At 62.8% G+C, this 20820-nt stretch carries 25 protein-coding genes; 4 read left to right on the forward strand and 21 right to left on the reverse strand.

Annotated elements, in window-relative coordinates:
- The first annotated feature begins 65 nt into the window (after positions 1-65).
- Both CCC_RS19410 and CCC_RS19415 read left to right on the forward strand, forming a co-directional pair.
- The gene (locus tag CCC_RS19410) at positions 66-1067 is read left to right on the forward strand and encodes an IS4-like element ISMmg3 family transposase (protein WP_009870292.1); all 1002 of its coding nucleotides are present in this window, start codon (positions 66-68) and stop codon (positions 1065-1067) included.
- A 186-nt stretch (positions 1068-1253) separates the two neighbouring features.
- On the forward strand, positions 1254-1916 hold the full coding sequence (locus CCC_RS19415) for a HEPN domain-containing protein (protein WP_201773319.1): 663 nt from the start codon (positions 1254-1256) through the stop codon (positions 1914-1916).
- 38 nt (positions 1917-1954) lie between these two features.
- On the opposite strand, the gene CCC_RS19420 is transcribed toward CCC_RS19415, so the two are convergent.
- From CCC_RS19420 to CCC_RS19500, 17 genes are all read right to left on the reverse strand, one after another.
- Positions 1955-2311, reverse strand: coding sequence for a hypothetical protein (locus CCC_RS19420; protein ID WP_009870294.1), 357 nt, complete (start codon positions 2309-2311; stop codon positions 1955-1957).
- Positions 2312-2419: 108 nt separating this feature from the next.
- Positions 2420-3019 carry a hypothetical protein gene (locus tag CCC_RS19425; RefSeq protein WP_009870295.1) on the reverse strand — a complete coding sequence of 200 codons (600 nt, stop codon included), beginning with the start codon at positions 3017-3019 and terminating at the stop codon, positions 2420-2422.
- Between the two features lie 2 nt (positions 3020-3021).
- Positions 3022-3651, reverse strand: coding sequence for a glycoside hydrolase family 19 protein (locus tag CCC_RS19430; RefSeq protein ID WP_009870296.1), 630 nt, complete (start codon positions 3649-3651; stop codon positions 3022-3024).
- A 12-nt stretch (positions 3652-3663) separates the two neighbouring features.
- The gene (locus CCC_RS19435) at positions 3664-5964 is read right to left on the reverse strand and encodes a host specificity factor TipJ family phage tail protein (protein WP_041042751.1); all 2301 of its coding nucleotides are present in this window, start codon (positions 5962-5964) and stop codon (positions 3664-3666) included.
- A complete protein-coding gene (locus CCC_RS19440; RefSeq protein WP_041042753.1) occupies positions 5961-6362 on the reverse strand; it encodes an NlpC/P60 family protein in 402 nt (133 codons plus the stop codon). The genes CCC_RS19435 and CCC_RS19440 overlap by 4 nt, the downstream gene beginning before the upstream one ends.
- A gap of 11 nt (positions 6363-6373) precedes the next feature.
- Positions 6374-6898, reverse strand: a complete 525-nt coding sequence (locus CCC_RS19445; protein ID WP_041042755.1) for a DUF1833 family protein — start codon at positions 6896-6898, stop codon at positions 6374-6376.
- Positions 6891-7244 carry a hypothetical protein gene (locus CCC_RS19450; RefSeq protein WP_009870299.1) on the reverse strand — a complete coding sequence of 118 codons (354 nt, stop codon included), beginning with the start codon at positions 7242-7244 and terminating at the stop codon, positions 6891-6893. Before CCC_RS19450 ends, CCC_RS19445 begins: the two co-directional genes overlap by 8 nt.
- 6 nt (positions 7245-7250) lie before the next feature.
- Positions 7251-7520 carry a hypothetical protein gene (locus tag CCC_RS19455; protein ID WP_009870300.1) on the reverse strand — a complete coding sequence of 90 codons (270 nt, stop codon included), beginning with the start codon at positions 7518-7520 and terminating at the stop codon, positions 7251-7253.
- A gap of 15 nt (positions 7521-7535) precedes the next feature.
- Complete coding sequence (locus tag CCC_RS19460) at positions 7536-9728, reverse strand: RCC1 domain-containing protein (RefSeq protein WP_041042757.1); 2193 nt, start codon at positions 9726-9728, stop codon at positions 7536-7538.
- A gap of 103 nt (positions 9729-9831) precedes the next feature.
- On the reverse strand, positions 9832-10149 hold the full coding sequence (locus CCC_RS19465; protein ID WP_009870303.1) for a hypothetical protein: 318 nt from the start codon (positions 10147-10149) through the stop codon (positions 9832-9834).
- Positions 10150-10154: 5 nt separating this feature from the next.
- The gene (locus CCC_RS21385) at positions 10155-11666 is read right to left on the reverse strand and encodes a hypothetical protein (RefSeq protein WP_052473376.1); all 1512 of its coding nucleotides are present in this window, start codon (positions 11664-11666) and stop codon (positions 10155-10157) included.
- Between the two features lie 6 nt (positions 11667-11672).
- Positions 11673-12170 carry a hypothetical protein gene (locus CCC_RS19475; RefSeq protein ID WP_009870306.1) on the reverse strand — a complete coding sequence of 166 codons (498 nt, stop codon included), beginning with the start codon at positions 12168-12170 and terminating at the stop codon, positions 11673-11675.
- The gene (locus CCC_RS19480; RefSeq protein ID WP_009870307.1) at positions 12167-15112 is read right to left on the reverse strand and encodes a phage tail tape measure C-terminal domain-containing protein; all 2946 of its coding nucleotides are present in this window, start codon (positions 15110-15112) and stop codon (positions 12167-12169) included. The genes CCC_RS19475 and CCC_RS19480 overlap by 4 nt, the downstream gene beginning before the upstream one ends.
- Positions 15099-15269 (reverse strand): DUF7697 family protein, encoded by a 171-nt coding sequence (locus CCC_RS19485; RefSeq protein WP_009870308.1) that lies wholly within the window; start codon positions 15267-15269, stop codon positions 15099-15101. The genes CCC_RS19480 and CCC_RS19485 overlap by 14 nt, the downstream gene beginning before the upstream one ends.
- Before the next feature lie 56 nt (positions 15270-15325).
- Positions 15326-15850, reverse strand: a complete 525-nt coding sequence (locus CCC_RS19490; protein ID WP_009870309.1) for a hypothetical protein — start codon at positions 15848-15850, stop codon at positions 15326-15328.
- An 8-nt stretch (positions 15851-15858) separates the two neighbouring features.
- Positions 15859-16821 (reverse strand): phage tail tube protein, encoded by a 963-nt coding sequence (locus tag CCC_RS19495; protein ID WP_009870310.1) that lies wholly within the window; start codon positions 16819-16821, stop codon positions 15859-15861.
- A gap of 25 nt (positions 16822-16846) precedes the next feature.
- Positions 16847-17278 (reverse strand): hypothetical protein, encoded by a 432-nt coding sequence (locus CCC_RS19500; protein WP_009870311.1) that lies wholly within the window; start codon positions 17276-17278, stop codon positions 16847-16849.
- Between the two features lie 95 nt (positions 17279-17373).
- Here CCC_RS19500 and CCC_RS19505 point away from each other — a divergent pair, with 95 nt between their 5' ends.
- Positions 17374-17751: an MbcA/ParS/Xre antitoxin family protein gene (locus CCC_RS19505; RefSeq protein ID WP_201773320.1), complete on the forward strand. Its 378-nt coding sequence runs from the start codon at positions 17374-17376 to the stop codon at positions 17749-17751.
- 61 nt (positions 17752-17812) lie between these two features.
- Entirely contained in the window at positions 17813-18439 is a 627-nt protein-coding gene (locus CCC_RS19510; protein ID WP_041042817.1) for an RES family NAD+ phosphorylase, read from the forward strand.
- Positions 18440-18444: 5 nt separating this feature from the next.
- Here CCC_RS19510 and CCC_RS19515 read toward each other — a convergent pair whose 3' ends face one another.
- The 4 genes from CCC_RS19515 to CCC_RS19530 are packed head-to-tail and all read right to left on the reverse strand — an operon-like array spanning position 18445 to position 20819.
- A complete protein-coding gene (locus CCC_RS19515) occupies positions 18445-19080 on the reverse strand; it encodes a DUF6441 family protein (RefSeq protein WP_009870313.1) in 636 nt (211 codons plus the stop codon).
- The gene (locus CCC_RS19520; protein ID WP_009870314.1) at positions 19077-19391 is read right to left on the reverse strand and encodes a head-tail joining protein; all 315 of its coding nucleotides are present in this window, start codon (positions 19389-19391) and stop codon (positions 19077-19079) included. Before CCC_RS19520 ends, CCC_RS19515 begins: the two co-directional genes overlap by 4 nt.
- 1 nt (position 19392) lies before the next feature.
- On the reverse strand, positions 19393-20415 hold the full coding sequence (locus CCC_RS19525) for a major capsid protein (protein ID WP_009870315.1): 1023 nt from the start codon (positions 20413-20415) through the stop codon (positions 19393-19395).
- Positions 20416-20429: 14 nt separating this feature from the next.
- Complete coding sequence (locus CCC_RS19530; RefSeq protein ID WP_041042819.1) at positions 20430-20819, reverse strand: head decoration protein; 390 nt, start codon at positions 20817-20819, stop codon at positions 20430-20432.
- Position 20820: the final 1 nt, after the last annotated feature.

Consider the following 20820-nt stretch of genomic DNA (forward strand, 5'->3'; position numbering starts at 1 on the left):
CCTTGACCTGAAGAATCGACGTGTGATTCGAAGAGTCCGCCGGATTTCATGGGGGCGGAGGAGCGATGAAGGGTGGGATCGAAGTTATCGCGGAGACGATCTGCGAGGACATGCGTGTGCGGCTTCCCCGGCAGAACAAGAAGCAACGGGAAGGTCTGGCGCTTCTGGCTGCGACGATGCTTGATGTTCGCAGCGCCAACCTGATGGACGTGGCGGCGTCGTTGCCTCGACAGGCCGAGCGGCTGGACATGCGTTACCAATGGATCAGCCGCGTGTTGGGCAACGCGCTGATCGATGTCGACGAGGTGATGGCTCCTTACGTTCGGGACATTCTGGGGCGTCTGGTGGGAGACGGGCGGCGGTTGGTGTTGATCATCGACCAGACCCAGGCGAACGAGGTGCAGCAGGCGGTCGTGGTGGCCGTCCGTGTCGGCGAACGATCTTTGCCCCTGGCGTGGCGGGTCAAGAAGACGCAAGGGGCGATTGGTTTTGCCGAACAGCGCGAAGCCCTTGAGGTCGTGGCGGGGCTGTTGCCCGAGGGCGTGCGTCCGGTGCTGATGGGCGACCGGTTCTACGGCAGCCCCGACCTGATTGCCTGGTGCCGGACGCAGAGCTGGGATTGGCGCTTGCGGCTGAAGCAGGATCTTCTGGTCTTCGAAGACGGCGGCGAAAGCACCTTGGCCGAGTGCTTCGCGCGCGGCGAGCGCATGCTGACCGGCGTCGAGTTGACCGGGAAACGGGTGCCGACCAACGTCGCCATGGTTCATGAAGCGGGCCATCCGGAGCCGTGGATTATTGCCTTGTCCGAAGCCCCGACCGTCCATCGCGCCTTCGATTACGGCCTGCGCTGGGGTATCGAGGCCATGTTCTCCGACTTCAAGACCAGGGGTTTCGGGCTGGAAGACAGCCATATTCAGCGCGCTGACCGGATGGATCGTCTCATCATGGTGATGGCGCTCGCCCTGTTCTGGGCGGTCTCCACTGGGATGTGGGCGGCCGTCCATGCGGCATCACCCGACGAAAAAAAGACAGGCCAAACCAGCCCAAGAACGTCATCCGAAGCATGATGTCGTTCTTCAAGCGCGGCATCCGCCGTATCCAGACTTGCCTTCAGCGCCTATGGGGCCTGCCACCACTCTGGGCCGTTTGGAGAATCTGATGGGTGGTGAGCGGTGACCACGACTTGGGGAAGCCAGCACTCACGGAATCGGCTAACATTCCTTCTGGGATGCTAACCGAGGGGGATGACGGTCGTGGGCCAGGCACTGACATTCGAGGCACTTAAAGCGAAGCAGCGCGAACTGCGGAACGGCTTCCCGACCAATCTAGGATTGCGCGTCCACCGGGCGTTGAGTTGGCTGCTACGGGCTGAAATGTCCGGGGATGATCAAGACGCCAGATTCATCTTCCTGTGGGTGGCCTTCAACGCAGCCTATGCCGAGGACCGAGGTGATGCCGACCTGGCCAGCGAACGCAGCAGCTTTACGGACTATTTCGAGAGGGTCATTGCCCTGGACAGCGGACAACGTATCTATGATGCCATTTGGCGGCGCTTCTCAGGCCCAATCCGTGTCCTATTGGATAACAAGTACGTCTACCAGCCTTTCTGGAGCCATCATAACCAGGTCCCCGGCTTTGATGACTGGGAAGAACGGTTTACCAAGAGCAGGCGGAAACTCAAGAAGGCTGTTGGCGAGCACGATACCAAGGTCATCTTGACGACGCTGTTCGACCGCCTTTATGTGTTGCGCAACCAATTGGTCCATGGGGGCGCCACTTGGAACAGTTCAGTGAACCGAGCCCAAGTGACGGACGGCGCGGCCATTATGGGATTCCTGCTGCCGCTTTTCGCAGACATCATGATGGACAATCCTGGAGAACCTTGGGGAGCGCCGTATTATCCGGTCATTGATTGATCGCGCCCTGTTCAGCAAGCAAATTATCCAAAAATCTGCTACGGCTCCACACCGCTCACTTTCAACTCAGGCTGATCCCATTTCGCGGCGACGGCTTCCCAGCGGTCAATCTTTGCCTGGAACTCTGGATCGTCGAACCGCATGTGGAACGTGTACAACCGATCGACAATCTCCTTCATCAGGTCCCGCATCTGGGAGTCATCAATGTGGGAGACCTCAAGCCAAGGAATTTTACGCCCCTCTGCATCCAGGACGACCACGTCGGAATAGTCCCCCGTCTTCGTGACGGGGACCACGCCGGCATGGATATCCTCCAACTTGGTGTTGCGCACGCACATCATGGCCATGACCTTAGCCAGCCTGGCGGCGACGCGTTCTTCGTCCTCTTTTCTCATGACGGGATGGTAGCAGCCTGTCGGTGGGTTGTATCCCCCCACAAACGATGAAAGCGACCGACCAGGGTTGCCCCCAGTCGGCCGCTTCAGTTCAAAATCCGATCAGTTCTATTTGCCGATTGGCGGTGCCTGCGCCAACAGATTCCGGGTCTGCTCCGAATCCGCAGATCCGCCGAATTCAAAATCGAACGCCGTTCCGAACTTCCCGGCCAGCAGAGTGACGACGGAGATAATGCAGCCTCCGACGGCGGTGTTCCCGTCCACATGGCCAAATACCATGAAGCCGATCCCACCGACGATGCCCAGCCCCGCGGTGATCAGCAGAACGTTGGAGCGGATATTGCTGCGGCCCGCTTTGATGAACTCGGTGTCCCGCGACCGGGCGTCCTGGCGATCCGCCAGCGTTGACGTGAGCGTCGTGATCGCCCCCGTGATCTGAGCCATACGCTCTTCATGGGCAAACGCCTGAGCTTGGTTCCGCAGTTGGTACACCAAGTTGGGATCGGACAGCGCCTCTCGCGCCTTGTCGGGATCATCGGTGCCGGTGATGGATCTGACCGCGCCGGCCAGTTTGTTGACGGCCTTCTCGGCATCGTCGCCAAACAGTCCGGCAATGTCCGGAGCCACATCCAGTGCCACCTTGGCCAGGCCCGCGATGGGATTGGCGGCAATGGCGGCGGCATCACCAAGGACATCCAGAAGGTTCATGGCTAAGCCTCCGTCATTGTGACGCCCAAAGCCGCACAGGCTTGAGCATAGCGGTGTTGGCGGTCTTCGATGCCGATCAGGCCACCATTGATGCGGCGGGTGATCGAGATGACGTCGCCTTGATCGGCAAAGGCATTGAGGTTGTTCCTGCGCCAGAACCATCCTGCTGACCGAGCCGCGAGGACGGGCTGTTCCAGCAATTCCGGCTGGCCGATGAGATCGGCACCAAGGGCAAGGCAGGCCGCCGTGTAATTGGATCGCCCAGTCAACTGGATCAGGCCGCGGCCCCGATAGCGCCAACCGTCGCCACTGGCCTCATCGCCATTGCCCATGCGGTCGGCATAGACCCGAGCCCCAATGCGATCGGGATGGTGAGCGAAGGCCGCCGCCTGGGTGGCATCAAAATGGCGAGGAAAGACCCGCAGCAGAGCCCCGGCGGAATAATTCAGGTTCTCGACCCTGCAAGCGAGGTCGTCGCTCTCATGGGCGATTTGGGCGAGGAATGCCGCCAGCCTGATGGAGCTATCGATCCCCCACTCCGCGCAGGCATGGACAAGGGGAGCTAGAAACAGGTCGAGATCGACCGAGGACGCCCCCGGAATGGAGGCGCGAAGAATTTCGCGGGTCAGCATGGCTGCCGGCTCCTAATTGATGTGAACGCGGGAATCCTCTGCGACGGCGGAGATTTCCACCTGCTCGGCACGGGGGCGAATGGCAATGATGCGGGCGGTCTGCGCCCAAGCCTGGCCGGGACCGAAACTGAAATACGTCCGCTCCTCGGAGCCGCCGGTATAGGGCGTGACGGTCAGGGGATCGAGGACGCGCACCAATGTGGCTTCGCCCGGCACAGCCTGGACCCGGAACGGGCCCGCCAAACCGCCGTCACGGCGGCGAAGGGCAAGGTAGTGAGTGGCCCCGTCTACACAGACCAAGGGCTCGGACAACACCAACACGTCGCCCTGGCAACCAATCACCTCGCCGCCCTGCCCCCAGCGGGGCATGTCGTGGGTGATGGCAACCAGATCGCCGTAGGTGGGGATCATGCCTTCCAATTCGGTGCGGAAGGTGATCAGACGGCGGCGGTAGCGATTGTTGGCGGCAATGTAGAGACCTTCCCGTTGGGCATGTTCCTTGGCGGTGCAGCCGAACAGATTGACCTTGGCCGGATTGTCGCCACTGCTGTCGGCCAGCTTGGCGGTGACCTCATCGGGCTTCCAGGTACGCGATGAGAAATACTCCACCGTCACCGCATCGGCGGTGTCGTCGCCCGGCATGACGTATTTGATCTTGAACGAGCCCTTGACGATGTTGCGCGGCCCGAACATGGCAACCGGGATGGTCTGAGGTTGATCGCGGATGACGCGGATGATGCCGCCCTGCTGGATGGGAATGGCCCGACCGCAGCGGGCGATGCGGGTGAAGGCCTCCCAGACGCTCATGTTGGAATCGAAGACGCCATCGAAGGTGTCGCCGCGGGACAGCCAGACGGCCTCCAGCACAGCCAAGGTTCTGAGGCTGATCCTGCTATCAGCCAGCTTTGCTCCATAATCAGCCTTGCAGGCGTCAGCAAATGCCCAGGCAATGGATCGCGTCGGCTGAGGCTGGGACCAGCCTGTCGTAGCAGACCAAATCGGTAGCTTTCGGGTCACGATGCAGTTGATGAGCCGGCTCGAACGCTGGCTAAGATTATCGGTGGCCCGCATTTTTACCGCCAGCAAGGTGACTGCACCGAAATCCGGCCGGTCAGTCAGGATGGCCCGAAGAGCCCCCCAACGCACCTCATGCCCTGCTCGAGCATCAGTGTCCTTGTTGTCGAGGCGTCTGGATCGGACCTCGTAACGGCCGGCGGCAACCGGATAACGGTAGGACATCCGGATAGCGGTGTTGCTGGCCGCGCTATAGGTTTCCGAAGCCAGCACCGACCATCCGCCGATTGCAATCCCATCACTGTCGATGGGGCAGGTCTCGATTTGCCACTGGGCCGTGCGCGTGGTCAGCGTCCCGCTGTCGTTGGCGTAGTACAGGCCGCGGGGGAAGATGATGTCGACGGCCAGCGCGTTGGCCATGGTATCCACCGGGTTGGCGGCAAAGGGGCCGATATAGCCATCGTCACCGGCCTGCACCAGGTTGGGGGCCACCAGTTCCTGGCCAGCCACTTCAGGCGCAGAAACCACTTCGGTCGGGAACAAGGTGACAGAGCGCCCGGGGGGCACGATCTCGGTCTGCACTTCCTCGAAGGAAGTGATCGGCGTGTCCTCAATGCGGACCTGCTCTATGGCGTACTCGCCCTGACCGATGACATGAAGCTGGTAGAGGAATTGCTCGCCGTTGACGTAATCCTGATAAGGCTCAGCGGCCAGGTCCGGATAGATCATATGGCGGCCATAAATCACCGGGATCGGCTGACCCAGGCGAGCTTGATTGCCTTGGGCCTGCAAGCTGTAGGTTGGACTGGGCGCCGGTGTGCTGCCACTGCCGCCCCAGTTGAGGGACGGCATTGAGGGTTTGGGAGCCGGGATTACGGTATTGACCAGTACCGAACCGACCATGGCGATGGCAGCGGTGGCCATGGCGGCTGCGGTCCCGGCCTCGGCAAAGCCCATGGCCACGGCTGCCACTGGGCCCAGGTAGATGGACGCCACCAGGACGGCAATGGTCAGGATGGTGCTGAGTGGGTTCTTGCCACCGCCACCGCCACCCCCGCCACCCAATGGCCAGCGAATGATGGAGATGATCTCGTCTTCACCGATCACCCGGACGGCAAATATCTCTGCTGCGACCACATTCCCGTTGATCCGGATCTCGGGGCCGTCTGCCCAGCGGTCGGGATCAATGCCACAATCCAGCAGCAATTCCCCAACCGTCACCCCGGCAACAATTGCATGGACGCTGCGACTGGCCACCGGTTCAAACGGGTTGGCGATGATGATGACGGAGGCGGTCATGTGTCACCGATGAACCGGTAATGGCCTTCGATGGCCCAGCCATTGAGCCGAAGGGCGTCAGGGTGCTGGAAAATCACCCCGGAACCCTGGCTGCAATGCAGAACCCCGCCGCCATCCACGTCGAGCCAGACCCCGACATGGATGGGATGGCGTGACTGACGTAGTAGGACGCAGTCACCCTCCATGGGATCAAGTGCCTTGGGCCAGCGTTGCCGCTCGGGGTGATCACGGAAGATCCGCCCCATCGCCAGAAGGTCTTCTGGGTTGCCAATCTCGGGCAATTCCCGGCCATACTGGTTCCGTTGAACGGTGCGGACGAATTCCCAGCAATTGAACGTGTCTGGCCCTCTGCCATGGACAGACCACGGCAGGCCAATGAGGGCGGTGGCCCAATGCATTGGTCGTGCTCCTAACGTGCCAAGCCAGGAAACCGCTTGGCGGTATAGGTGATGGAGGGGAATGCCTTGTTGCCGACATCCAACATGCGGGCGCGGCCAGTGACGCGCAGTGTGTCGGCCTCGACCTCGGCGAGTGTCAGGGTGATGGGCGGGTCCATGTGCGGCCCCTCCAGATCGGTCGAGAGGAAGGGTCGATAGATAATGTCGATCTTGTCCTGGCTGATGGCTGCGGCCTCCAGGGCATCGACGATCTCCTGGCCGACATTGTCCATGGTGACGGTGATCTCCGGCACCGGCGCGGTATCCACCGGAGGCAGGTCGAGATCAAAGGCCAGCGCGATGAAAGTAACCTTCTGGCCACCGCCTCGTGGCGCCCCGGCTTCCAGGCGGGCGGTGAGATCTGCATGGTCCCGCACCACCCGGATCGGCTCGCTGAAAGTTGGGTGCCAGATTTCCAGGGTGTGCAGGATCACCGTATTGGTCGGCGCAGCGGCAAAGGCCTCGCGCAATGCCTGGGAAAGAGCAGGATCAGGCATTGCCGTCATCCCCGCAGCGGGGCGCCGGGAAAGGACAGAAGGTCCGCGCCTCAAGCAGTTTGCGCATCTCGTGGACGACCTCGGAAAGGCCCTCCACGGCAGAACGCAAGGCTTCCGTCTGGCGTGCCTGCTCCTCCACCACATGGGCGAAGGCATTGACCGGAACCCCGGAATCCAAGGGTTCCGGCTGTTGGCGGTTATGTGCCCAGGCCCATGCGATAATGGCGACCACCAAGACCGTCGCCGCAATGGCGGTCATCTGCACCATGGGAGCCGCCTGGCCCCAGGCCCCGACGTACTGAGTAGCTACGCCGGCCCATACGTCGGGTGACTGTTCCAGCGCCATGGCCGATTACTCCAAGACGATGCCGACTTTGGCCGCTTCTGTGGTCAGATCGGCAGTCCCCTTCCAGCGGAAGAAGTACGGGGCCGTGGCCAGCACATGGCGGAGCTCCGCAACGTCCGTGACTGGGGCAAAGCCAATCTCCGCAGGCTGTTCCGGGATCTCCTCGTCATCAGGAATGGCGAAGTAGTGCTTACCGCTGCACTGGCCGAGGGATTCGTATTGCGCAGCCGGTTCCCAGTTGAGGCCGTTTGCGGGGGTGTAGGCATAGACCTTCATGATGATTTCCTCCGATCAGAACCGCACGCGCAGGGGGGCATTGGAACTCTGGTTCTCAGGAAGGCCGAGCGAGAAGGTGTTGCTCGGCCCCCATGAGAAGACGGTGCCGTCCATGGCCAGCGCCATGGCCTGGGGCTCGCCGTCGTTGCCTTGATGGAAACCGGACACGGCGATGCGGCGGATCTTGCCGTGGTAGCGATTGGGGAAGCCCACCATGCGGAAGGACATTTGCGGGTTGGGAATATTAGGGCCGGCAATGAAGCTGGTACCGTAGCCCACGGTCATGACGTAGCCGTTGACGCGGGCGATGCGATCGGCAGCCGTGGCATGACGCAGCAGGACGATATTGTCGTAGATGTAGGTGGCGTTGATCCCTGTGGTGGGCGAAATCACCTGGGACACATGGGTGACATTGGGCACCAAGGTGGGCGCGACACGGTTGGCGGTATCGCCCAGGCCGAGTTTGCCGTTGGTGTTGGCGCCCCAGGACCAGAAAGAGCCGTCCTTGGTCATAGCAAAGGAGGAGCCGAACATCCCGCAGACGGCCCAGATATCGATCACCTTGGTGGCATCGGTCAGGCCCAGCATGGTGACGAGGATCGGCGTTGCCCGGTTGGTCGACGAATTGTCGCCCAACTGGCCATAGCCGTTGTAGCCCATGCCGTAGAGTTTGCCGTCGGCGCGCAGCACCAGGGTCCAACCGTAGCCGGAGAAGGAACCGCCCATGGCCACCTTGACCACCGGACCGCCAACATCGACCAGAACCGGGATCGTCTTGTTGGAGGTGGTGCCGTCGCCGATCTGGCCCGAGCCGTTGTAGCCGCAGAGATAGAGCTTGTTGTCGGTGGTGATGAAGGCGACATGGCCGTAGGACCCGCCGCCAGCGATGACGGCGCGGACATTGCGATTGAACATGCCGATTTTGGTCGGGACCGCCCGGTTGTTGGTGTCACCCAATCCCAGTTGCCCGTAGCCGTTATAGCCCCAGGCATAAACATCGCCATTGTCCATCAGGGCGTAGATGGCCTCGGCATCACCAGGGCCTCCGGGAGTATGGCTGCAAGCAAGGTAGCGGACATTGCCGGCACCGGCCGGGAACGCGATCTTCTGGAAGAAGGCCTTGGATGAGGTGGTGCCGTCACCTTGCTGGCCGTGGGCACCATAGCCTGAGCAATAGACTGAGCCGTCGTCGGTCACGAAACCGGTCCAACCGTAGGTACAGAGTACCTGTTTGATCTTGCCGGGGGTGGTCTCGGTAACGAGATGGCCTTCGGTGTTGGTGCGATACAGGCCCGGCAGAACGGTCGGCCAAGGATTGCCGGTGGGGTCGCCATTGCGGCCGCTATTGGCATTGCCGGCGATGAACGCCGTGCCTTCAGTGAAGATGCCGGCGTAGCCGCGATAGGCAGAGGTCATCCCTGCAGCAAAATCGGCATCGTAGATCCCCTGACCAACGTGGTTGGGGAAATTGACCGCATCGGTGATCAGGCCCGCCAGCGCCGTCGGACCGGAGCCCACGACCGTGTCGCTATCATCACGAGCGATGTAGTCGTTCATCAGGTACTTCACGCGGGAACTGGGGCGGCCGTCTGACCAGCGCCATAGCGGATCAAGGCCATCGTCCGTGACCGACAGGATCTGGCGAGGCTGGCCCAGCGGAACGCGCACATTGCCGGCGGCACCACGGGCAAAAAGATCGCCACGGGTGGTCAGCGGGGAGGTCGCCGCCGCCGCCAGACCCTGCAGATCGATCACGAAATCGACGATGCCGCCATCGCAGAACAACCAGCCACGCTTGGTGGGAGCGATTTCCGCGTAGGTGGTTTGGCTCGGAGTCTTGATCCTCACCGGCACCGACAATTCGTTATCGATCACCGCAGCCCATCCACGGGCCGGCGTCACGACATTAACGAACGGTGCCGTGTAAGAGCCCTGGTCGGGGCGGAGCACCAGGATGTCGCGGGCCACCTGATCTTCAGCCAGGGTGATGGTGGCGGTGCCTGGGGAGGCGACGATGACAATCTCGGCCGGTCGGGCCGATTCGTCGATTAGCCCCAGCAGAGCATCCGCCCCCACCATGGCCTCGACGGACTTGGCGAGATAGACGAGGTCACGGGCTGAAGCCCCGTCCTCACCGGAAGCGGCGGCCAGGGTCAGGCCACGACCTTTGATCGTTTCGATCAGACTGCGGAGGGATGCAATAGACAAGGCGCTCTCCTTTTGTGCGCGTGGAAAACCCTGGCTCCCAGGCAATTGCCCAGGGCCATCGGATCAAAACTGGTTCGGAAGAAGGGCGGGCCGAGGCCAGCGGTCACATGACGTCGATACCCAACAGGGCCATATCTTCCAGCAACTCACCGGCATCGGTGGGCTTGCGGCGGCACACCGGTGCCGGAAGCAATGCGTCGAGGGGCGAAAACGGCTCCCAGGCCGCTCCATCCCATCGATACAACCCCTCGGGTGCCTCGACCTTCACCCACAGATTGAGGGGCCTGTTAGCCGGGGGAATGGCATCACGGGCATCAACATCGGGAACCGTCACCAGGGCATCGAGGGCGCGGCGTTGAGCCTCCACATCGGCCAAGGGATCTGCGAAGAACTGGTCGATGCGTTCCTGTAGCGTGGGCATAAATGTCACCCCTGGAGGATGGTGGTGAAGCGGAGCAGGTCATCGCGGGCGGCCACAATCCTGCGATATTCGGTGTCGAGCGCAGCGCGAGCGATCCGTTCGATGGGTATGGCAAAGCGAGCGACATGGGTGACGGCGGCATTGATCTGGTCGGCGGTCGTTGCCGCCAATGCCTGGACATCCGTCTCGAAGCCCGCCGCCGCTGCCGCGATCCGATCTTCGACGGTTGCCCCTGCGGCGCTGAGTGCCACTTTGCCGTCATCGGCTGCTGTTTTGATCTCAGCGGCCAGATCACGTAATCTGGTGTCGGCCTGGGTCACCAGCGTGTTTACCTCGGTCAGGCGAGCCTGGGCGGCGGTGGCGGCTTGCTGCGCCACAGTGACTTGGTCCGCAGCACTGCCGGCGTGATGTGCGGCCATGTCAGCACTGGCCTTTGCGGCAGCCTCTGAGCGTCCGGCCTCGTCGGCAAATGCCGTGAACAAAATCAGGGTGTGGCGCGTGTCGGCTAACCGCCTGGCATCGGCTCCCAAGGTGCGGCGGGCCATCGCCTCAATGGGCAATGCAAAGCGGGAGGCATAAACACTGGCCTGAGACGCAGCACCTTCTGCTTCAGCGACAGCGGCTGTGACCCGGCCTGTTGTCTCAATCGACAGCGACTGGGCTTCAGTTGCAAAAGCGGTGGCTGTCGCGGTGATGCGCCCTTCGACGGAAGTGGCCGTGGACACAATGGCGGTTTTGGCATCGGCGATCTCTTCTTGGACCTCGGCCACCATTGCACCCAGAGCCGTTTCGGCCTGATGGATCGCATCGCCAACTTCGCTCCGCGCAGTCTCTGCAGCCTCAGTGACTGCTGCAACCTGTAGCGCCGCGGCACCGGCATGCTGTGCCGCCTCATCGGCGCTGGCCTTGGCCGCGGTCTCTGAACGCCCGGCCTCGTCGGCAAAGCAGGAAAAGAGGTTCAGGGTATCTCGAGTGCTGGCCAGGCGCCTTTCGTCTGCCACCAAAGCCCGTCGGGCAACGTCTTCGATGGGAAGTGAGAAACGACGGCAATGGGCTCGGGCCTCAGCGGCTGCAGCTTCGGCCTGGGTTACCGCAGCACTGGCCTCATCGACGCGGGACTGAGCTTCCGCCTCGGCGTAGGCCAGCAAGCCGCCGATATCGGCTTCGGCTGCCGACGCGACGGTGCGGATTTCCGCTTCTGCCTGATTGACCAGGGCATTGGCTTTGCCCAACGCCTCTGTAACTTCCTCGGCCTTTACGCTGGCGACGGCTGCGAATTGCGCCGCGGTAGTCCCGGCTTCTTTCGCCGAGGTGAGGACCGTGCTGAGTTCACCAATTTCACGGTGAAGGGTGTCCTCCGCATCGGCGACGGCACGGGCCACGGTCTTGACCGTCCCTCCTTCGGTGACGACTTGACTATCGGCACCGCTGGCAGGGCCATGCACCACCTTGTGTAGCAAGGAACTGTCCACCGTTACTTTCGCAACGGCGGCTGACAGGTCAGTTTGCAGGGTCATGGGGGATCACCAGCGAATGCTGTCGGTCAAATCGACATGCAAGGTGGAATGCAGGGCGGCGATATTGCTGAACAGTGCTGGCACATCCTCGACGAGCAGAATCTCCAGGGCTCCGTCATCGAGCATGGGGCGCTCACGGATCTCCAACACTGAGGTGACGATCCAAACCCCGCCCCGGTTTGGGACCGCCTTGTAAGGGACGCCCCCTTGGCCGAGGAAACGGGCCTCATGGGTGGCGAGGCCGATCCCTCCAAGCAGGGCTATGCTGAACCAGTTGGCGCCGCTGCCAACCTTGAGCTTGAACCAGGCTTCGAAGGTGGCGAAGTCCACGTCTCTGAACCGCCAGCGTACCGGCATGCGGGTCGGCGCCTGGGTGAACCGCCGCCGCTGTCGAGCCGGGCCGGCTTCCATTTCGGTGCGCAGGCAGGAATCCTGCTGTTCCAGCGATGTGCCTTCGAAGGTGGGCAATGGCAGTCGGGCGGGCCAGGAGATGGTGGTGGTCATCGATAAGCCCCGGCGGCCGGGTTGAGCCCATAACGGTGCTCCAGCATGGGAGCCATTCCCTCACCCCGACCAATGCGGCGCGTCATCCGCCCCTCCAGTTCCTCGACGATCACATCCAGGTGGATGCGGCCATCGGGGCCTTGCGATTGCTCAGCCCGCGCTTGCGTGCCGGAGGCGTTGTTGTTGACGTTCACCACCACGCCGATGCTCGGCTGTGACATGGCGGCATTCAGTATGCGGTCGGCATTGTCCATCTGCTTGGGCGTGAACACCCCTTCGCCCACCTTGGCGACGATGGGCCGTTCGCCCCCGACCAGCCCGCCGCCATGAAACCGGGGTGCATTGGCAAATACGGATGGGTTGAAGGATCGGGTTTCCAGACGATCGAAGCCGATCAGGCCTCCCGTGTGGGCGATGGCGAAGTTCCCGGTATCTGGGACTGGGACGGACCCACCGGTGCTGCCGCCACTTTTTGAGAAAAGGCCGCCGAGGCCACTCAGCAATCCGCCGAACAGGCCACTCCCGGCCCCCGCGGCGCCGAACAAAGGCGCCACGATGGCCATGCGATAGGCGGCCCGCACCGCCTCCTCGGCGATGGTATTGAACAGGTCAGTGGCTGACAGCTTGCCGGTGGTGGCCCATTTGACGAAGGCGTCCTCGGTGGATTTGAGCGCCCGCGTGAGGCCCTGTTCCATGGCGGTGGCCGAATCCTCGATGGAACGGCGATAGCTGATCAAGGCCCGTTCCGCTCCAGACACCCAGTCCTTCTCCGCCGACAGGCGACGCAGCACAGCGTCCTCAGTGGCGTGAGAATATTGCTGCTCGGTGACCAGGGCGCCTTCCTTGGATTGGCGCAGACGCTCGATGGCGTCGATTTCCTCCTGATAGGTCAGGGCCGGATTGAGCGACTTGGCCTTGGCCAGCAGATCCTGGCGCTGGCGCTCGGCGTCGAGTGCCTGGAGCCGGGTGCGCAAGGCCGCCTCGTCGAGGCCTTCATCCTCATGCCGGCGAGCCGCTTCACTGGCGATACCTTCCTGACGGGCGGCTTCCGCTCCCCGCATACGGGCATCGGCCAGACGCCGCTCGGCCTCGATCTGGCGATCAAGGTCGTGGGCGGTGGAGGCCTCGCGATTGCGGCGCTCGGCCTCGGCCTTAGCGTCGAATGCGTTGCCCAGTGCCGTGCGATCGGCGAACGGGTTCTTGCGGGCCTCGGCATCGACGAATGCCTGTTTCTGCGCCGCCAGTTTGGCGTCATAGCCCTTGCCGATGGCGGCGGTGAGCAGATCGGTGGCCGCCACCTCACGCAGCATGTTGGCAATCGTGTCGCGAGTGGCTGCCGCCAGCTTGAGTTTGGCTTCTCCCAAGCGGAGCGTCATCAGTTCGGCGGCCCCCTGGCTGCCGAGGTTGAGTTTGATCGCCTCATCCTCAGCGCGGATCGCCACCAGGGCCAGTTCACGCTGGGCTTGGGGCAACCGCATGGCGGCGGCGGTCTTGCTATATTCCGCCTGGAGATCGACCAGCTTCTTGCGGTCACGCTCCAGCGCGTCATTGGCTTCAGCTTCGGGCGACACCACCGGAACCGGCGCCGGCGGCATGGGGGCCGACAGGCTCTTGCCGTCCTTGGCGATAGAGACCCCGGTACGGCGTTCCTCCTCGATACGGGCCAATTCGGCCTTGGCCTCGGCCAGTTGGCGATCGACATTGCCGCGGGCGAAATCGGTGGCGACAGCTTTGCGAAGCGTCTCCAGATCAGCAATCTTGCTCTTCAGGCTGGTGACCTGGGCGTCCTGGTTGCCCAGCAGCGCCGCCGCCTCGGTGACCAGGGAGGTCAGCGCATCACGGGCACCCTGAACTATGCCGGTATGAGACAGGGTCTCGAGCAGATGTTCCCAGGCCAGGCCCAGATCATGGGCCGCCTTGGCCGCACTTCCCATGCCTTCCTCGGCCAGTCCCTTGAAGCGGGTGTTGGCCTTATCGAGTAACAGGGTGACCGCCTCGACCTTCTGTCCATGCTCGAACAGAGTGCGGATGTTGGCGAGTTCGGATGCGGTGAGCAGGTTCCACTGCTCGTCGAAGCGCTTCACCCCCTCATAGCCCTTGGTCACCGCCTCGGCCAATTGCTCGGCGCCTTTGGCCATGTCCTGGCCGGAGGCGGCGGCAAAGTCTCCGGCCAATCCTGCGACGCGCCGGAAGGTATCGCCACCCAGTTGGCTGTTTTTCAGCAGCGCTTGGACCATGGCGACGGCGTCGTCGCGACTGAATGGTCCCTTCTGACTGGAACTGGTGATGACCGATTTGAGGTCGCCCACCGAGAGCCGAGCGGAATCCCCCATGGCTTTGAGCGCCACCGACAGACGGCGGGCCTCGTCCTCCATCTTCATCAGATGGGCAAGGCCCAGCGCCACCGGCGCGGCCAGAGCGGCGACGGCGGCACCCCAACCGATGATGGCCAAGCTGCCGGCCCCGAACACCGAGGTGAGGCGCATGCCCTCCATGGCGAAGGTGCGGATCGGACTTTGTCCGGCCATCAGCATCTCAGCCGAGGCGCGCACCGAATGACTGACCGCCTGGATCTGCCAGGTGGCCATGCCATGGGCGTTGCCCATGGTAGTGACGGCGCCACTGGCCTCAGCGCAGCGGTCCTTCAGCAGTTTCAGGAAGCGGCCGTGCTCGTCGCCGCTGAGGGTGCCCCGTTTGAGTGCTTCGGCCAGCATGTCCTGGCCACGGGCCATGTCGGCCTGAGCACGGATCGCTGGATCGAGGCTCTCCTTGAGCCTGCGGATGGTGGATTCAAACTTGGCCGACGAGGCACCAGCCCGATCTGAGGCGGCCTCGATCAACTTCAGCGCACCCTGGCCGCGATCGCCCAACTCCACCAGGGCGGCCTTCACCGCCTCGGCATTGGTCAGGCTCAAACGGATCGCAAGGTCACGGGTCGCCATGATCGGCCTCGCCCTGGTGAAGTGATGCCAGACCCTCGACCATGCCGGCCTCGGCATGGGGCAAGAGCTCGGCCATGGCGCGGGGGCAATATCCCAAACCGACCCCCAGGGTCAGACTGGCCGTAAGATCGATACCGGTGATGGTGGCGCCGTTCATGCGAAGTTGGCCGGCGGAGCGTTCCAGCAGATCCCAGGCCTGCCAGCCCTCAATGGTCAGAGGAGCGTGTTCGACGGTGGGGCAGCGTTTGCCTTCGGCGTTTTTGCGGCCACGGGCGCAAGGCGAACCGTCGTCGCGGCATCGGCGGCAATAGTCTCTCCCGCCGCCCCAGAGCCACCGGGCGCGGGAGCGGAGGCGTTTTTTTCCGCATCCACCATGGTCAGGGGTTCGAGATAGGCGTGGTGGAATACTTGGGCCAGAACCGGTTGGCCGTCTATGAGGGCTTCGATGGTGGCCGGCGTTACCGGAACCAGGCCATCGGCATCCCCGATCCCCTCCCAGGCCAGGATCGCGTAAAGCGCCAACCCCTTGGTGATCAGTGCCCGATAGAGCGCTTCCCGGACAGTCTGGTTGGCGCCATCCAACGGCAGTTCACCGTCATCCTCCAATTGCCCCATCAGTTCCAAGGCTCGGGCCTGGATCAGGTTGTAGACCGGCGTGGTGAGGGGACGGACCTGCACACGGACATCGCGTCCGAGGTCCAGCCACCGGGGATCATCTGTGAGATCGAGACGGATCATGGCTGCCCTCAATAGCTGGCGATGTCGTTGGTCAATTTGACCTGAAGCAGATAGCCCGCTGTCGGATCGTGGGCAGCTCGCCAGTCATAGGTCGCTTGGATGCACCCGGGGCCTTTGACCTCCTGCTTCTTGCGGGGCAGGAAGACGCGCGGCAGGTGGAAGCTCAGGGCATAGCCCTCGGCGCCGGGGATGGTGAAGCCGTATTCCAGGTCCACCGGGCTCTCCGCCGCGATGGCTGCCGTCAGGGTGGTGTCGGTGGAGAAGCGGACATCGATGGAGCCTTCGGCGGTGGCCTCGGTTTCATCGACGCCGTCGATCATGCCGTCGGAGCGGATGGTCTCGACCCGCTCGAGGTTGTTGGCATAGGTCAATTTGCCACCGACCACGTTGGCCAGTTGGGTGCTGCCCACTTTGATAGTGCCGCTGCCCTGGCTGAACCGCTTGAGCGCCAGGGAGGCTGGCGCCACATCAATGGTTTGGCTCGCCTGGGTTTCGCCCTGGGCGACCAGGGACACAGTGGCATTGGCCGCTCCCGACCGGGCCATGCTGAACGCCAGCTTGTCAAGTTTGGCACCGCTATGGCGGAAGAACTTTGCGGTCGCCAGTCGGGCATGGCCGATTTCCAGGCCCAAGCTGGGTAGGTCGCCGCCGGAGGTGAAGGTATGGCTGAAACTGCCATCATGGTGATCGGTGGTGACGGGAGCCCCGAACAGACCCTTCAACCAGAACCCCAGCCCACGTAAATCCAGCGGTACACCAATGTCGCCCTCGTCCTTAACCGCCTCGTAGAACGGATCCTGGGCATCACGCCCCTGGCCCAGCAGCGGGTCGTAGCCCAAGGGGCGCTCGGCTCCCAAGGTGGAGTCCTTGAAGCTGAGCCGGGTGTAGCCATTGGCTGGCAGGCTGCCGTAAGTGGCTTCAAACGCAGCCAGCAGGATGCAATCGGAGCCATAGGCCCGCGTCTTTGCCATGATGAAGTCCTTCGTTGGAGGGCGATCAGCCCAGCGGATTGGCGCTGGCGTAGTGGATGGTGACCGGGACCACAGCGCCTTTCAGGCTGGCTGCGCCATCGATGGCGAGGTCATGGGTCTTGGGCGCTCCCCAATCCAGCCAGTCGGCGAGGCCGCCCAAGGATCGGTCAGCCTCCAAGGCTTGGCCCACGACCATGAGCAGGTCGTCGAGGGCGGAGTTGGCATCGCCAGCCCCACGGCCCACGATCACTTCGATTTCCGCCTTGTGCTGCCAGAGATAAGTCGGAGGCGACACCAGCATTTCCGGCTCGCCGGGATCGCCGTCGCGCAGGATGATCAGGCCACCCGCAGGGACCGTCTCGGGCAACGGCGCTTCGCGCTTCGCCGTGGCGGTGGGGACGGTTTCCAGCCGGGCAAGGAGGGCCTGGAGGATTTGCTCGCGGACAGTGGGCATCATATGGCTTCTCGAAAATCTGCAAACCCAACCACATATTTCCGTTGCCTCAGAAAATTATGAGGCGCACTGTTTCCGTGGAAACAAAGGAGGTCGCCGTGGCGCGCACTCAAATGGCATCGGCTTCCGATGCCGGTCAGACGCTATCGAAGGCGGTCGTGCGAGCGGCTGGGCTGCTCCACTTTAATCAGGCGGCGCTGGCCGACATCATTGGCATCAGCACCGCCACCGCGTCCCGCCTCCATGCGGGGGGATATGTCCTTGATCCTTCCCGCAAGAAGGAATGGGAGCATTCGCTTCTGTTCGTCCGAATGTTCCGGTCGCTTGATGCGATTCTGGGACATGATGAGCAGGCCAAGCAGTGGTTGGAGGGAGAGAATCTTGCTCTAAATGGTCGCCCGGCCGAGCTTGTCCGAACCTCTGAAGGACTGATCCGTGTCATCCACTATCTGGACGCCTACCGCGGTCGCATCTGAAGCGGCGGCAATTCGTTTCAGCCTATGGCGAGCCGTCGAAGGACAGCACGCCGTGTCGACCATGGTGCTGGTCGACAGCCTGGAAGAACAGGCGCTGCTGGAGCAGTTGCTGGAAGGATCAAAGCCGCCAGTGCCTGCTAGCGCTAACGGTTTGCACTGGCTGTTGTTCACGCCCTTCCGGTATCCACCGCCACCAACCGGATCCCGTTTTCGCGGGCCGCTGGATCCTGGCGTTTTCTACGGTGCAGACGAGATTGAAACGGCGTGTGCGGAACTCGGGTTTTGGCGGTGGCAGTTCCTCATGGAAAGTCCGTCGCTGACGGCTCTGGATCCCAAGCCGCAGACTGTGTTCAAGGTGGAGGTTGATACTCTCACCGTCGATCTACGCTCACCTCCCTTCACGGAAAGTCGTGCGCTATGGATCGATCCGAAAAGCTACGCTGCCACACAGGACCTCGCTCGATCCGCTCGTGAAGCCAATATCGGTGCCATTCGCTACGAGTCGGTCCGCGCCCCCAACCGAGGGGGATGTGGGGCGATTTTGACACCGATGGCCTTTGCCGAACCTCAACCACGGGACGCACAAACTTGGTGGCTCTCGGTCAGCCGAGAACGGGTGCTATGGCAACGAGACGATGTTCTGCAAAGGGCTACGTTTGCGTTCGATACCAAAGCGTTCTGCGAATAGGGGGCTTAACGCCAGTTCCTGACGATTAGATCAGGCACGGCTTCGATCCATTTCTGCGCGGCTGCCGCCACGTCGAGGCGTTTTCTCAAACTGACCTGCGGCACCAGGATGAACATCACCACCGAGGCTAAGCCGTTGCCGCTCCTGATGGCGCTGTCGCTGCCTTTAGCAAAGCCGCCTCGTTTGCCTTTGCGGGCACGCATGTTGTCGGCCACCAGCAGGGACACGCCGGAACTGCGATAGATGAAGCGAAGCCGCTGGCCCCGCATCCGCTCCCACATGCCAGGATCCATGCGTTTGCCGCCAGCGCCTTTGCCTGCGGCCGGTGTGGGAATGGCCAGCCAGAAACCTTTCTGCGATCGAATGACGGCACCGTCTTCGAAGACCGACACGATGTCGGGGGCCTTGCTGAAGACATAGCCCGCCGCGTGGAGGCTGGTTCCATTCTTGGGATAGACCTCCGACCGCCAGGTATTGGCTAGTTTGGGACCAAGCCCGGCGCCGACGACCTGCTGGCGCAGTTCCGCCTTGAGGCCCTCGGTGGCGTCCCGCATGCCGTCAGTGACGGCGGTTTCAGCCTGGGTCAGTTCGTCGGCGAGGATGCGGCGGAGATCGCCATCGATCTTTGCCGACAGCTTCATGGCCCTGGCCGGGTGTCGATCCGCCAGATCAACTGCTCGGCATCCCGGGACGGCTCGCCCTGGACGAGGAAGACCTCATTGCCCAGGGTGATGCTATCCCCCGCCTGGGGATTGGAGACCTCGCCAACCCGGATCTCGAACAGGGCTATCGAGGCATGAATGGCAATATCGCCAAACTGGACATCCTGGTCGGGCCGACGAACCATGGCCTTGACCAATCCGCCCTCGCCGACCACCGGCTGGTAGAGCACGGTGACGGCGAGATTGGGATCGGCAAACAGGTCGTCAACCGCGTCGGAAAAGGCGCTCACCTCAATTGCCCGAGAAGATGCGGACCGCCAGGCGCGGGCGCTTGTTGACGGGCAGGATCGAGGCCTCGGTCTTCACGTCGATGGCACTGCCGTCCTGTCGGGCAAGCTGACGGGCATACATGGGCAGGCCCATGGTGTTGACCGTCTCGATCAGGTTGGCCGGAGCGCCATAGGTGACGAAGGTGTCGGTGGTGCCCAGGGGAAACGCAATGCCCTCGCCAGCCGGAACCAGGGTCTCGTTCGAGCCGGTGGCCAGGGTGACGGTGGCGTTGTATTCCTCGAACACCATGCCGGCGAAGGGAAAGCGGCGACGCACGTCTTCCCGAAGCGGCTGGGCGCCGGTGGAAGAGAAGTACTGATAGGCCGATTCCACCTTGGGATGGCTGATCAGCTTGTCAAAGAAGGCGGGGCTGACCAGCGCGGTGACCGAAGTCATGGTCTCGCCCTTGAGTTCCACCTCCACAAGGCGCAGCACCTCACGGATCTTGGCCTGCACATTGGTGGCGGCTGTGCCGAGCGCGAAGTCCACCTGCTGACGGACCAGGCCGAATTCGGCGAAGTAGTCGTAGAGGGTGGAACCCGAGCCATCGCGGACGATGCCGCGAAGCGCGTTGATCTCCATGAACTCGCGGGTCTGAGCATGCTTGGTGCGCATGCGGGTCAGCTTGCGTTCCATGACGGTGGCCAGGGGATCGGCGGCATCGGCGACGCCAAAGCCTCGCACACCCTGCACATCCTGGGGCGTGATGGAATCGTCGTGCGGGATCCACGGCACCGTGAAGGACCGCATGCTCCGGGCGTCACGATTGGCGACGGTGGCCGGACCGCCCAGGGGAACGGTGGGCAGCAGGTTGAGGACGCCTTCAGCCTGCTCGATGATCACCGAGCGCTGGGTGACGCCCTCGAAGCGGAACAGGCCCATCTGGCCCAACCGGGTGTAAAGGTTGGGCAGGATATTGATCGCCTGGGTCATCTCGGCCAGCGAGTAGCCGCCCCCGTCGAAGGGATTGATAATTTCGACCATGGTATCTCCTGGGGTCAGGCAGTGACGCGGGCGACGAGGCCTGCGGTGGCGAGTTGAGAGAATTTGGCGGTCCGTTCCGCCGGAAGGTCGACGGAAGCGTCGAACACCAGCGCGGCCTGGGACAGGATCACCGGACCACGGACAGCGACCACGGCCAGCGTGTCGCCACCCGACGCATCGATCGGCTCCAGCAGCACAGCACTGGCAATCTCGGCCCCTTCATCACCGACCACCTGGGCGGCCGGCGACAGGCAGTAATGGCCGTTGGCGGTGATGCGTCCGAGGACGGAGCCGAGGGCATAGTGGCTGCCCCCCTTCAAGGTGACGACCTCTCGGCAATAGCTGGCATCGAACTCCAGCTTGAGCAGGTCGCCCAAGGTGGGCTGCATGGTCAGAACAGGCATG

The sequence above is a fragment of the Paramagnetospirillum magnetotacticum MS-1 genome (assembly GCF_000829825.1).
Taxonomy (GTDB): Bacteria; Pseudomonadota; Alphaproteobacteria; order Rhodospirillales; family Magnetospirillaceae; genus Phaeospirillum; species Phaeospirillum magnetotacticum.

Coding starts and splice junctions, on each gene's coding strand:
- CCC_RS19450 (WP_009870299.1), bottom strand. CDS start 7,244: ATGGCGCTGGAACAGTCACCCGACGTATGGGCCGGCGTAGCTACTCAG.
- CCC_RS19510 (WP_041042817.1), top strand. CDS start 17,813: ATGGTGCTGGTCGACAGCCTGGAAGAACAGGCGCTGCTGGAGCAGTTG.
- CCC_RS21385 (WP_052473376.1), bottom strand. CDS start 11,666: ATGACCCTGCAAACTGACCTGTCAGCCGCCGTTGCGAAAGTAACGGTG.
- CCC_RS19430 (WP_009870296.1), bottom strand. CDS start 3,651: ATGCTGACCCGCGAAATTCTTCGCGCCTCCATTCCGGGGGCGTCCTCG.
- CCC_RS19445 (WP_041042755.1), bottom strand. CDS start 6,898: ATGCCTGATCCTGCTCTTTCCCAGGCATTGCGCGAGGCCTTTGCCGCT.
- CCC_RS19440 (WP_041042753.1), bottom strand. CDS start 6,362: ATGCATTGGGCCACCGCCCTCATTGGCCTGCCGTGGTCTGTCCATGGC.
- CCC_RS19435 (WP_041042751.1), bottom strand. CDS start 5,964: ATGACCGCCTCCGTCATCATCATCGCCAACCCGTTTGAACCGGTGGCC.
- CCC_RS19480 (WP_009870307.1), bottom strand. CDS start 15,112: ATGGCGACCCGTGACCTTGCGATCCGTTTGAGCCTGACCAATGCCGAG.
- CCC_RS19465 (WP_009870303.1), bottom strand. CDS start 10,149: ATGCCCACGCTACAGGAACGCATCGACCAGTTCTTCGCAGATCCCTTG.
- CCC_RS19500 (WP_009870311.1), bottom strand. CDS start 17,278: ATGATGCCCACTGTCCGCGAGCAAATCCTCCAGGCCCTCCTTGCCCGG.
- CCC_RS19490 (WP_009870309.1), bottom strand. CDS start 15,850: ATGATCCGTCTCGATCTCACAGATGATCCCCGGTGGCTGGACCTCGGA.
- CCC_RS19485 (WP_009870308.1), bottom strand. CDS start 15,269: ATGAACGGCGCCACCATCACCGGTATCGATCTTACGGCCAGTCTGACC.
- CCC_RS19410 (WP_009870292.1), top strand. CDS start 66: ATGAAGGGTGGGATCGAAGTTATCGCGGAGACGATCTGCGAGGACATG.
- CCC_RS19530 (WP_041042819.1), bottom strand. CDS start 20,819: ATGCCTGTTCTGACCATGCAGCCCACCTTGGGCGACCTGCTCAAGCTG.
- CCC_RS19425 (WP_009870295.1), bottom strand. CDS start 3,019: ATGAACCTTCTGGATGTCCTTGGTGATGCCGCCGCCATTGCCGCCAAT.
- CCC_RS19525 (WP_009870315.1), bottom strand. CDS start 20,415: ATGGTCGAAATTATCAATCCCTTCGACGGGGGCGGCTACTCGCTGGCC.
- CCC_RS19495 (WP_009870310.1), bottom strand. CDS start 16,821: ATGGCAAAGACGCGGGCCTATGGCTCCGATTGCATCCTGCTGGCTGCG.
- CCC_RS19455 (WP_009870300.1), bottom strand. CDS start 7,520: ATGAAGGTCTATGCCTACACCCCCGCAAACGGCCTCAACTGGGAACCG.
- CCC_RS19475 (WP_009870306.1), bottom strand. CDS start 12,170: ATGACCACCACCATCTCCTGGCCCGCCCGACTGCCATTGCCCACCTTC.
- CCC_RS19420 (WP_009870294.1), bottom strand. CDS start 2,311: ATGAGAAAAGAGGACGAAGAACGCGTCGCCGCCAGGCTGGCTAAGGTC.
- CCC_RS19515 (WP_009870313.1), bottom strand. CDS start 19,080: ATGAAGCTGTCGGCAAAGATCGATGGCGATCTCCGCCGCATCCTCGCC.